At 71.4% G+C, this 12262-nt stretch carries 7 protein-coding genes and 1 tRNA gene; all 8 read right to left on the minus strand.

Annotated features, from left to right (window positions below):
- Window positions 1-1190 precede the first annotated feature (1190 nt).
- Window positions 1191-2537: a hypothetical protein gene (locus AB0M28_RS37960; RefSeq protein ID WP_365414963.1), complete on the minus strand. Its 1347-nt coding sequence runs from the start codon at window positions 2535-2537 to the stop codon at window positions 1191-1193.
- On the minus strand, window positions 2534-4417 hold the full coding sequence (locus tag AB0M28_RS37965) for a VWA domain-containing protein (protein ID WP_365414964.1): 1884 nt from the start codon (window positions 4415-4417) through the stop codon (window positions 2534-2536). Before AB0M28_RS37965 ends, AB0M28_RS37960 begins: the two co-directional genes overlap by 4 nt.
- 207 nt (window positions 4418-4624) lie before the next feature.
- On the minus strand, window positions 4625-4759 hold the full coding sequence (locus tag AB0M28_RS37970) for a DLW-39 family protein (protein WP_365414966.1): 135 nt from the start codon (window positions 4757-4759) through the stop codon (window positions 4625-4627).
- Window positions 4760-4862: 103 nt separating this feature from the next.
- On the minus strand, window positions 4863-6152 hold the full coding sequence (locus AB0M28_RS37975) for a hypothetical protein (protein ID WP_365414967.1): 1290 nt from the start codon (window positions 6150-6152) through the stop codon (window positions 4863-4865).
- A 180-nt stretch (window positions 6153-6332) separates the two neighbouring features.
- Window positions 6333-6406 (minus strand) — tRNA-Ile (locus tag AB0M28_RS37980).
- A 74-nt stretch (window positions 6407-6480) separates the two neighbouring features.
- Window positions 6481-7236 carry a DUF3566 domain-containing protein gene (locus AB0M28_RS37985; protein WP_365414969.1) on the minus strand — a complete coding sequence of 252 codons (756 nt, stop codon included), beginning with the start codon at window positions 7234-7236 and terminating at the stop codon, window positions 6481-6483.
- Window positions 7237-7400: 164 nt separating this feature from the next.
- Window positions 7401-10013, minus strand: coding sequence for a DNA gyrase subunit A (gene gyrA, locus AB0M28_RS37990; protein WP_365414971.1), 2613 nt, complete (start codon window positions 10011-10013; stop codon window positions 7401-7403).
- A gap of 73 nt (window positions 10014-10086) precedes the next feature.
- Window positions 10087-12135: a DNA topoisomerase (ATP-hydrolyzing) subunit B gene (gyrB, locus tag AB0M28_RS37995; RefSeq protein ID WP_365414973.1), complete on the minus strand. Its 2049-nt coding sequence runs from the start codon at window positions 12133-12135 to the stop codon at window positions 10087-10089.
- Between the last annotated feature and the right edge of the window lie 127 nt (window positions 12136-12262).

Genomic DNA, 12262 nt, shown 5'->3' on the forward strand with positions numbered 1-12262 from the left:
CGGACGGCCCGCTCACACCCGGGACCTCCGCGGCGGACGGCCCACCCGCGGCCGCGGGCTTCGGCCCGCCCCCACCAACACCCACGGGAAGCTTCCCACTCGCGCCGCCGTCGCAGGGGGCGTCGACGCCCGCTCCCACGTACGGCCCACCCCCGACCGCCGAGCAGACGCCACCAACCCCCACACCCACCTCGGCCCCGGCGGCCGCACAGGACCCAACACCTCCGACGGGCCCGGTGCCCGCACCGGGCCCCACCCGCCAGTACACGTCGTACCAGCAGACACCCCCCGCCCCATCCCCCCGACCACACAAACCGGGCCCGTCGGCAAAGGTGGCACTCCCGCTACTACTGGTGGCGCTGCTATGCCTCGCACTGGGCACCTGGGCCCTGACCACGGGCTGAGCACCTTCCAGCGGGGACTCCCGGTGGGACCGGCCCACGGACACGCCCCCTGGGGACCAACCTGCAAACCCGCCCCCGGGGATTAAGCCGGCCGACCGCCCCGGGGGCCTGGGGGCGAAGCCCCCGAAACGGCCCGCACGAAAGCACAGCCCGCCAACCCGACCACCCCCCGCGACGGGGGTCTGGGGGCGAAGCCCGAAACCTTCCTCACGGGAGGCCGCCCACCAACCCAACCGTCCACCCCAGGGTTTTGGGGGCGAAGCCCCCGGAACTCGTCTCACCAGAGGGCCGCCCACCAACTCGACCACCCTCCCCGACGGGGGTCCGGGGCGAGGCCCGGAACCCGCCTCACGGGTGGGCCGCCCACCAACCGAACTGTCCACCCCAGGGTTTTGGGGGCGAAGCCCCCGGAACTCGTCTCACCGGAGGGCCGCCCACCAACCCGACCACCCTCCCCCGGGGGCCCGGGGGCGGAGCCCCCGAAACCTCCGCCCGCACGGAAGCACATCCCGCCAACCCATCCACCCCCCGACGGGGTCTGGGGGCGAAGCCCCCGGAACCCGTCTCACCGGAGCGCCGCCCGCCAACCCGACCACCCTTCCCTGGGGGGTCTGGGGGCGGAGCCCCCGAAACCTCCGCCCGCACGGAAGCACAGCCCGCCAACCCATCCACCCCCCGACGGGGTCTGGGGGCGAAGCCCCCGGAACCCGTCTCACCGGAGGGCCGCCCACCAACCCGACCACCCTCCCCCCAGGGGCCCGGGGGCGGAGCCCCCGGAAGCTCCCCTTACTGCTGGGGATATCCGTACCCGCCGCCCGGCGGCTGCTGCTGCTGCTGGTACGGATTAGGCGTGCCCGCAGGCGCGGGCACAGCCTGGCGGCGGGCGAGGAGCCACCACGCGGCGAGGCCGAGGAGCAGCAGCACGCCCGCGCCGATGCCGACGTAGCCGAGGGTGGTCCTGATGCCGCCCTCGTCCGCCTGCGCCGCGGTGAGCCCCTTGCGGGCCGCGTCGCGGTCGTCGTCGCCGACGGCGTAGCCGGCCTTCACCGCGTCGCCGTCGTAGACGGGGCCCTCGGTGGGCTTGCCCTTGACGCTGGTGCGCAGGGTCACGGGGACGGCGCCCTTGACGAACTTCGCCACGTCCTTGTGGACGTGCACCGCCACGACGTACCAGCCGGCGTACTTGTAGGCGTTGACGTCGTCGCTGTCGCGGTTCTTGAAGTCGATGCGCGGCGTGTAGTTGACCACCTGGGACTGCTCGCGGCCGTTGTAGCCCTCGGCCTCGCCGCCGACGTGCCAGCCGTTGGGGGCGTAGTACTCCACGGACACCGCGTCGCCCAGCCACGCGGACTCGTCCGTCACGGGCACGGTGCCGAACTCGGCGTACGTGGTGAGGGACTGGCCCCAGTCCAGCGGGACCCGGTAGTAGCGGGTCTGGCCGGGCAGCACCTTGTCCTTCCAGACGCCGTCGTACATGCCGGCCGCCGTGGAGAAGCCCGAGCCGCCGGTGATCGGCTTCGTCTCGGAGGCGGCGTTCGGCGGGGGCGTCGCCTCGGGCCAGGTCGCCGCCTCGCCGCCGGGCGCGGTCTTCACCGGGGGTTCGGCGTTGGGGCGGATCTCCAGCTTCCAGGGGTTCGGGGTGGAGGTGGGGTCGGAGGTGCGCTTGATGACGACGTTGTAGACGCCGGCCTGCTGGCAGTCCTCGTCGGGACCGATGCGGCGGCCGACGGCCTCGGCGATGGGCCGGGAGCGGTTGTCGAGGCCGAACTTCTCCTCGTCGCCGCCGCACTCGGTGTTGTCGGCGGCGCGGACGGAGGCGGTGAAGCCGTCGCCGTACGCCACCTTGTCGTCCGGGTCGGGTATGGCGACGAAGGCGACGTAGGTGCTGGACCGGGCGTCCAGCGTGATCTTGTAGTAGAGCTCCTCGCCCGGGTCGATGGTGTCCAGATAGGTCGTGCCGGCCTCGAGCATGGGCCCGTCCGCGCTGCTCGCCGCCCCCTTGACCTGCTGGGCGCCCTCGGCGGTGCGGTACGCCTTGGCGTCGGCTTCCTCCTGCGCGGCGACGGGCGCCGCACCCGCGCCGAGTACCGCCAGTGCCAGGGCCGCGGTGGCTGCGGCCTTCTTCCCGTTCACTGTGTCCCCCTGTTCCTGCTGTTCTTCCGTACGAGGATGTACGCGACGGCTGCGGCGGCCAGCACGGCGGCGCCCGACGCTCCCGCGACCAGCGGGAGGTTCCCGCCATCGTCGCCGGAACCCTGCACCGCCGTGGCGGTCTTGCCCGCCTTGTTATCGCTCCGCTGCGCGAGCGCCGGGGCGTTGTGCTGCGGCCCGGCCTTCGCCTCGCCGGCGACCGCGACGCGCAGCACGACGCCGATGGCGGCGTTCTGGGCGAACCGCGCGGCGTTCGGGCCGAGGCGGACGGTGAGGTAGTAGTCGCCCTGGTGGCGTACGGCCCGGACGGTGCCGGCGGACTCCCAGCGGTTGGTCCAGCTGACGGGCACGGTGCCCAGGTCCGTGGCGACGGGGTCGCCGTAGTAGCTCCGGGAGCTGGTGTACGGGCCGTCGCCGACGATGCCGCGGCCCTCGCTGTACAGGTCGGTGTCGACGTACGACGAGACGCCGCTGCCCTCCTGCAGTTTGGGCTCGTTGGCGAACTCGGCGCGGTAGCGCAGCTGCTGGCCCCAGCCGACGGGGATCTTGTAGTAGCGGGTCTGTCCGGGCAGCAGCCGGTCGCGCCAGACGCCGGCGGTCAGCGCGCGGGCGTCGTTGAAGCCGGTGCCGCCCTCGACGTCCTTGGGCGCGGCGGTGGGCAGGGCGATATCGGCGTACTCGGTCTCCGACTGGGCGGGGGTGACACCGGCCTTCAGCGGTGCCTCGACGCCCAGGCGCAACTCCAGCGGCCAGCGGGCCTGGTCGGCCCCGGGCGAGGTGACGCGCTCGACGGAGAACAGGTAGCGGCCCGCCTTGTCGCACGCCTGGCCGCCGTCGGGGCTGGGTATGCGGCTGACCGCGTTGGTCAGGACGCGCGCCCCCTCCTCCTGCTGGACGTTGTCGTCCTGCGCGTCGCACTGGGACGTGTACGGGTCGGTGGCGCGCAGGCGCAGCCGGATGCCGTCGCCGTACTTCACGGGCACGCCCGGGTTGGGGACGGCCGTGGCGCCGAAGTCGGCGGCGGAAATGGCGTCGAGGGCGGCGCTGTACCACCGGGTCTCGCCGGGTCCGATGCTGTCGAGGTACTGGCCGGGCCCGGCGAGGTCCGCGGCGTCCTCCGCCTTCGGCCCGCCGGTGACGGGCTCGCCCTTGAAGCGGTAGGCGTCGGCGGAGAGTTGCCCGGCGCGCTGCAGCTGCCGGCCGAGCGCGGCGGCGTCGGGGGCGTCGTAGTACGAGCCGTGGCCGGCTTCGGCGATGCACTCGAGCTGCTTCCTCGCCTTGCCGCGGACCTGGAAGCCGATGGTGTCGATCCGCAGGTCGACGCCCTGTTTGCCGAGTTCCTCGGCGACCTCGCAGGGCGGCGGGGTACCGCAGTTGTCCTCGCCGTCGGAGATCAGCAGGATCGACCGGTGCCCCACGGTCCCCGCGGCGGGCTCGGGCAGGTCCTTCGCGGCCTGGCGCAGCGAGTGGCCGATGGGGGTGTCCCCCTTGGGCTTCACTGCTGCGACGGCTTCCTTGAGGCCGGCGCGGTCCAGCGCGGTGACGGGCTTGACCAGCCGGGTGTCGGTGCAGCCGCTCTCCCGGTCGGCCCCGTACACGCGCAGTCCGGTCGGATAGCCGTCGGGCAGGCTGTCGACGACGCTGCCGATGGCGTCGCGCGCGGCCTGGATCCGGGTCTGCCCGCCGCCCGCGTCGTCCCGCATGGAGCCGGAGGAGTCCAGCACCATCACCAGTGAGCTGTCGGCCGGCGGCGGGCCGTCCTGGGCCGGCGCGGCGGCGCGGGCGGCCGGCAGCGGACCGGCGGCCAGCGCCAGGAGCGCGCCGGCGACGGCTCCCGCCGTACGCCGGTGGAGTCCTCGCATGTCATGTCCCCCTCGATGACGTCGTGACGTACAGCACCCTAGGAGGTGTGCAGTAGCAAACGCCAGGGGGTTGCTGTCACAGCCGTGAAACAGCGGCAACACCCGCTCCACACGGGGCCGGAGGGCCTTCGCCGCCGAACGGAACGCAACGGGCCCCGGCCTTCCGCTTGCAGTCGCGGATGGCCGGGGCCCGTGGAAACCCTCGTATCAGACGCCCGAGCTGGACGGCACCGAGTCGGTCGCCTCCGTCCACAGGTCCTGCTCGGCGCGGTCCGCCTGGATCTGGCGGTACACGAGGAGCCCGCCCAGAGCGGCCAGTGCGACCAGGATCAGCTTCTTCACCGCGCTACCTCGTTTTTCGATAGGCAATTGGGACCTTCCGGCCCCGATGATACACAGCACGGCAGCCGCTCCCGGACCCCCGGGGAAGACCCCCGCGGGCGGATCAGGGACCGACGGCCCCGAAGATCGAGTACGGGTAGGACTGGCGCTGCCACACCAGGTTGAACCGCGCCGTGGGCCTGGCGCTCACCTGGGGCACCCGGCCGTCGGTCGACGTGACCGTCCGCACGGCGCCGAAGACGCCGTCCCGGGCGACGAGCCGGGCGCTCACCTTCTGGGTGACGTACGGCCCCTCCGGGGTGTGGTAGACGAGCATGCCGTCGCCGTCGTCGTCGAGCGCGATGTCCGGCCGGTCGCCCGAGCCCAGCGAGTGGATGACGCCCTGGCTGCCGGCGGCGGTGAGCTTGCGTCCGGCCAGCACGAGCTTGCCGTCGCTGCCGCGCTTGGCCCACACGATCATCGCGTCGCCGTCGAGGTCCATCGCCACCGTGCTGTGGTTGCCCACGTTGTCGGTGCTGGCCGAGACGCGCAGCGAGTTCTGCAGCGTGCCGGTGCGGCTCCAGCGCGAGACCCACAGCTGGGGCAGGGTGCCGCCGCCGGAGCGGTAGGTGACGACGGCGTCCCCGTCCCGGTCCACGGCGACGCGCGGCCGGCCGAATCCGGCGTACGCCTCGATCGCCGAGGTGAGCGTCTTCGTGGCGGAGAGCGTGGAGTCCGCGCCGATCCGCCGGCCCAGCACGCTCTGGCCGTTCACCCAGGCGACGACGAACCGGCCGCTGCGGTCGACGCCGATGGCCGTCATCTCGCCCGAGGAGTTGCCGAGGGTGATGGCCGGGCCGGCCGTGCCGTCCGGCAGGAACTTGCGCGCCACGGCGTACCAGCTGCCGTCGCGGATCTCCGTCCACACGGCCATCGCGGTGCCCGTGGGCGCCACGGCCACCGCGGGTGTGGTCGCGGGGCCGGAGGTGGACAGCTGCCGCAGCGAGCCGACCAGGCTGCCGGCGGCGGAGATACGGCGGCCCACGACCTGGCCGTCCTGCTCCCACACGACGGCGGAGTCGCCGTCGTCGTCCGAGTCGGCCTGCGGCCAGTTCGCCACGGCGCCCAGCGGGGAGAGGGTGCGCTGCGTGGTCACCGTCCCGTCGGCGCGCTTGATCTTGGCCTGCACCTGGTGGTAGCAGCTCGAGGCGGCCGCGTCGCACGCGGTCCACACCTGGAGGGCGTCCCCCTGCCGGTCGACGGAGACCTGGGGCGAGTCGGTGGCGGTCCAGCCGCTGGGCGACACCCGGTACCCCGACGTCCACGCGGCCTGAGCGGGCCACAGACCCACGACGGCGGTGGCGATCCCCGCGACGACGGCGACCGCGCCGCCCGCGACGACGCGCCCCCTCACCGAACGCCTGTGACGTGCTCCGCGCACCATACGAGCCACTCCTCCCCGCGGACGGTCATCCCCCGCCCGCTCGTGGCCGCGAACGCTACCGCACACCCGTTCCCCCACGACCGGCGGGCCACGGCGCACCCGCACAAGCCGAAGACCCCCAGCGATACACGCTGAGGGCCTTCACTGCGGTGCGGGTACCAGGACTTGAACCTGGGGCCTCATCCTTATCAGGGATGCGCTCTAACCGTCTGAGCTATACCCGCCTGCCGACCCCTGAAGATTAGCGCACCAGGGGCCGAGTCCCAAAATCGGTTCACACAGGGGGTGTGAGCTGGGATTACTCGTCCTCCGCGAGTGTCAGCTCGACGCCCCCGACGAAACCGGCCGAGAGGTTGTAGATGAACGCGCCGAGGGTGGCGAGGGCTGTGGCCAGGACCACGTCGATCACCGCGATCACGGCCGTGAAGGTGAGCACCCGCGGCAGCGACAGGAACGCCTCGAGGTCGAAGGCCGTGGAGCCCTCCGTGCTGGTGGCCTCCGCGATCGTCGAGCCCACCGTGGAGAACACGCCCATCGCGTCCAGCACCATCCACAGCACGGCGACGGCCACGATCGTGCACACGCCGAGCGCGATGGACAGCAGGAAGCTGACCTTCATCACCGACCACGGATCGGCCTTCGCCACCCGCAGCCGCGCCTTGCGCGTCCGCGGCACCGTGCGCGCCCCGGTCCGCGAGCGGCGCACGGAGCCCTGACCCCGCTGCGCGGAGCCGCCCCGGCCACGGGCGGGCGCGGGCGCCGGAGCCGGCGCGGGAGCCGGAGCCGGCGGCTGGTACGCCTGCGGCGGGTGGTGCGGGCCCGCGACCGTCGGCGGGTGCACGGGCGGTGGCGGCAGCGGCCCCGCCGCGGCGGCCTCGGCGGGCGTCTCAGCGCCCTTGGGCGCCTCCGCGCCCTTGCGCGGCTCGGCGTCCTGCCGCTCCTGCGTACGCGCCCGGTGGGCGCCCTCGCCCGGGGTGCGGTCGGCCGGGGCCGCGTCCCGCTCGCCCGAGGCCGAGGATTGCTTCGTGCCGCCCGAAGGCCGGGTGTCCGTCACGGTGCCCCCCTGACTTCCCGACGCGGCGGGGCCACGGGCGCCGTCGTCCTCACCAGGCGGGCTGTCCGCGGGGACATACCCGTCGGCGGCGGCCCCTTTACGGCCCGCCCCGGCGCCCGTGGCTCCACTCACGTCCTACTCCCTCACACGCTATGCGTCGGCGGTCAGGCGGACGTCTCGTCGCCCGTTTCCGCCGCCGAACCGGCAGCCTCTGCCCCGTTCGACGTCTCAGACGCTCCTTCCGTTGCGTCCTCGACCTCTTCAGCTTCGCGCCCGGCCTCGGCGTTGCGGGCGATACCGACCACGGCGTCCCGCTTGCCCAGGTTGATCAGCTGGACGCCCATGGTGTCACGGCCCGTCTCCCTGACCTCGTCGACCCGTGTACGGATGACGCCGCCGGAGAGCGTGATGGCGAGGATCTCGTCGGTCTCCTCGACCACCAGCGCGCCCACCAGCGAGCCCCGGTCCTCCACGATCTTGGCGGCCTTGATACCCAGACCACCGCGACCCTGGACGCGGTATTCGTCGACATTCGTGCGCTTCGCGTACCCGCCATCGGTGGCGGTGAACACGAACGTACCTGGCCGGACGACATTCATCGAGAGGAGTTCGTCACCCTCCCGGAACGACATCCCCTTAACACCCGAGGTCGCACGCCCCATCGGCCGCAGCGCGTCGTCCGTTGCGGTGAACCGGATCGACTGGGCCTTCTTGCTGACGAGCAGCAGATCGTCCTCGGCCGACACCAGCTCCGCGCCGATCAGCTCGTCCGGCGAGCCGTCGGGCATCTCCCGCAGGTTGATGGCGATGACACCGCCCTGCCGGGGCGAGTCGTAGTCCTTCAGCGCCGTCTTCTTCACCAGGCCGGCCTTCGTGGCGAGCACCAGGTACGGCGCCGCCTCGTAGTCGCGGATCGCGAGGATCTCCGCGATGTGCTCGTCCGGCTGGAAGGCCAGCAGGTTCGCCATGTGCTGGCCCTTGGCGTCGCGGCCCGCGTCCGGCAGCTCGTACGCCTTCGCCCGGTACACCCGGCCCTTGTTCGTGAAGAACAGCAGCCAGTGGTGCGTGGTGGTGACGAAGAAGTGGTCGACGATGTCGTCCTCGCGCAGCCGCGCCCCGCGCACACCCTTGCCGCCGCGCCGCTGGGCCCGGTAGTCCTCGGCCTTGGTGCGCTTGACGTAGCCGCCGCGGGTGACCGTGACGACGATGTCCTCCTCGGCGATCAGGTCCTCGATGGACATGTCGCCGTCGAAGGGGATCAGCGCCGAGCGGCGGTCGTTGCCGAACTTCTCGACGATGACCGCCAGCTCCTCGCTGATGATCTGCCGCTGCCGCTCCGGCGAGGCGAGGATCGCGTTGTACTCGTTGATCTTCGCCTGCAGCTCGTCGTGCTCCGCGACGATCTTCTGCCGCTCCAGGGCGGCCAGCCGGCGCAGCTGCATCTCCAGGATCGCGTTCGCCTGGATCTCGTCGATCTCGAGCAGGTCCATCAGGCCGGTACGGGCGACCTCGACCGTCTCGGACCGCCGGATCAGCGCGATGACCTCGTCGATCGCGTCCAGCGCCTTCAGCAGGCCGCGCAGGATGTGCGCCCGCTCCTCGGCCTTGCGCAGCCGGAACGTCGTACGGCGGACGATCACGTCGACCTGGTGCGTCACCCAGTGCCGGATGAACGCGTCCAGCGACAGCGTGCGCGGCACGCCGTCGACCAGCGCCAGCATGTTCGCGCCGAAGTTCGTCTGCAGATCGGTGTGCTTGTACAGGTTGTTCAGCACGACCTTCGCGACCGCGTCCCGGCGCAGCACGATCACCAGCCGCTGGCCCGTACGCGAGGACGTCTCGTCGCGGACGTCCGCGATGCCGCCGACCCTGCCGTCCTTGACCAGCTCGGCGATCTTGTTGGCGAGGTTGTCCGGGTTCACCTGGTACGGCAGCTCGGTGACCACCAGGCACTGCCGGTCCTGGATCTCCTCCACCGACACCACGGCCCGCATCGTGATCGAGCCGCGGCCCGTACGGTACGCCTCGTCGATGCCCTTCTTGCCCACGACCAGCGCGCCGGTCGGGAAGTCGGGGCCCTTGATGCGCTCCATCAGCGCCTCGAGGAGCTCCTCGGGGGAGGCCGTCGGGTTGTCCAGATACCACTGGACGCCGGAGGCGACCTCGCGCAGGTTGTGCGGCGGGATGTTCGTCGCCATGCCGACCGCGATGCCGGCCGACCCGTTCACCAGCAGGTTCGGGAAGCGGGCCGGGAGGACGGACGGCTCCTGGGAGCGGCCGTCGTAGTTGTCCCCGAAGTCGACGGTCTCCTCGTCGATGTCGCGGAGCATCTCCATCGCCAGCGGCGCCATCTTGCACTCGGTGTAGCGCATGGCGGCCGCCGGGTCGTTGCCCGGGGAGCCGAAGTTGCCGTTGCCGTCGACCAGCGGCATCCGCATCGACCACGGCTGCGCCAGGCGCACCAGCGCGTCGTAGATCGCGGAGTCGCCGTGCGGGTGGTAGTTGCCCATCACGTCGCCGACGACGCGGGCGCACTTGTAGAAGCCGCGCTCGGGACGGTAGCCGCCCTCGTACATCGCGTACAGCACCCGGCGGTGGACGGGCTTGAGGCCGTCCCGGACGTCCGGCAGCGCACGCGAGACGATGACGGACATCGCGTAGTCGAGATAGCTGCGCTGCATCTCCGTCTCGAGGGAGACGGGCTGGACGCGCAGGGCGCCGCTCTCGTTGAGGTCCTCGGCAGCGGGGGTGGGGTTTTCGCCGTTCTCGTCGGCCATGCTTGATCTCAGTCCTTGTCTGGTGAACCTACGGCGGCCGGCCGGTCAGCGGGGACCGGCCGGCCGGGCCGACTCAGATGTCGAGGAAACGAACGTCCTTGGCGTTGCGCTGGATGAACGAGCGGCGGGCCTCGACGTCCTCGCCCATCAGGACGGAGAACAGATCGTCCGCGGCCGCCGCGTCGTCGAGCGTCACATGGCGCAGCACCCGGTGGTCCGCGTCCATCGTGGTGATCCGCAGCTCCTCGGCGTTCATCTCACCGAGACCCTTGAAGCGCTGCACCGCGTCCTCGCGGACGCGCTTGCCGGCCGCCCGGCCCAGCTGGATCAGCTGGTCGCGCTCACGGTCGGAGTACGCGTACTCGAAGTCGTCCCGCGACCACTTGATCTTGTACAGCGGGGGCTGTGCGAGGAAGACGTGGCCCGCCTCGATCAGCGGCCGCATGAACCGGAACAGCAAGGTAAGCAGCAGCGTCTGGATGTGCTGGCCGTCGATATCGGCGTCCGCCATCAGGATGATCTTGTGATAGCGGAGCTTCTCGAGGTCGAAGTCCTCGTGGATACCCGTACCGAACGCCGAGATCAACGCCTGGACCTCGGTGTTCTGCAGCACCTTGTCGATCCGGGCCTTCTCCACGTTCAGGATCTTGCCGCGGATCGGCAGGATGGCCTGGTACTTGGGGTTACGGCCGGACTTCGCGGAACCGCCGGCGGAGTCACCCTCGACGATGAAGATCTCGCACTTCGTCGGGTCGTTGGACTGGCAGTCGCTCAGCTTGCCCGGCAGCGACGCCGACTCCAGCAGCCCCTTGCGCCGGGTCAGGTCCCGCGCCTTACGGGCCGCGACCCGGGCCGTCGCCGCCTGGATCGACTTGCGGATGATGTCCGCCGCCTCGTTCGGGTTGCGGTCGAACCAGTCCGTCAGGCGCTCGTGCGTCACCTTCTGCACGAACGTCTTCGCCTCGGTGTTGCCCAGCTTCGTCTTCGTCTGGCCCTCGAACTGCGGCTCGCTCAGCTTCACCGAGATGATCGCCGTCAGACCCTCGCGGATGTCCTCACCCGTGAGGTTGTCGTCCTTCTCCCGCAGCAGCTTCTTGTCCCGGGCGTACCGGTTGACCAGCCCCGTCAGCGCCGCCCGGAAACCCTCCTCGTGCGTGCCGCCCTCATGCGTGTGGATCACGTTCGCGAAGCTGTACACACCCTCGCTGTACTGGGTGTTCCACTGCATCGCGATCTCCACCGACATCTTCCGGTCGGTGTCCTCCGACTCGAAGTCGATCACGGTGGGGTGCACCGGCTCGCCCTTGCGCGAGTTCAGATGCCGTACGAAGTCCGAGATACCGCCCTCGTAGTGGTACCGGACCGTGCGCACCTGGTCCTGCTCGGAGCCCTCCGCCGTGTCCGCGCCGGCCGTCTGCCGCGCCGACTCCCGCTCGTCCGTCAGGGAGATCGTCACGCCCTTGTTCAGGAACGCCATCTCCTGGAAACGCCGCGACAGCGTCTCGAACGAGTACTCCGTCGTCTCGAAGATGTCGCCGTCGGCCCAGAACGTCACCGACGTACCGGTCTCGGTCGTCGCCTCCTGACGCTGCAGCTCCGCCGTCGGCACGCCCATCTTGTAGTCCTGCGTCCAGCGGTGGCCGTCGGTCCTGACCTCGACCGACAGCCGCGTCGACAGCGCGTTCACCACGGACACGCCCACGCCGTGCAGACCGCCGGAGACGGCGTAACCGCCGCCGCCGAACTTGCCGCCCGCGTGCAGCACCGTCAGCACCACCTCGACCGCCGGCTTGCCCTCCGACGGCACGATGCCGACCGGGATACCGCGGCCGTCGTCGACGACACGCACACCGCCGTCCGCCAGCAGCGTCACGTCGATCGTCGACGCGTAACCGGCCAGGGCCTCGTCGACGGAGTTGTCGACGACCTCCTGGACCAGGTGGTGCAGACCCCGCTCACCGGTCGAGCCGATGTACATGCCGGGGCGCTTGCGCACCGCGTCGAGACCCTCGAGCACGGTGATCGCACTCGCGTCGTACGACGCTTCGCCCGGGGTGGCGTTGGCGGGGATGGACTCGTTGGGGTTGCCGGAATCGGCCACGAAGCGCCCTTTCTGGCACAGGTGGGGCCACGCTCCTGAACTGTCGGATGACTGTCCGGGTGACCACGCATCATGAGGTACAGCGGTCGACATGTTCCGCAAGTGGCGGATGCCGCCCAGTCTACCGGTAGCCACCGACAGAATGGCG

The sequence above is a fragment of the Streptomyces sp. NPDC051940 genome, assembly GCF_040680895.1.
Lineage (GTDB): Bacteria > Actinomycetota > Actinomycetes > Streptomycetales > Streptomycetaceae > Streptomyces.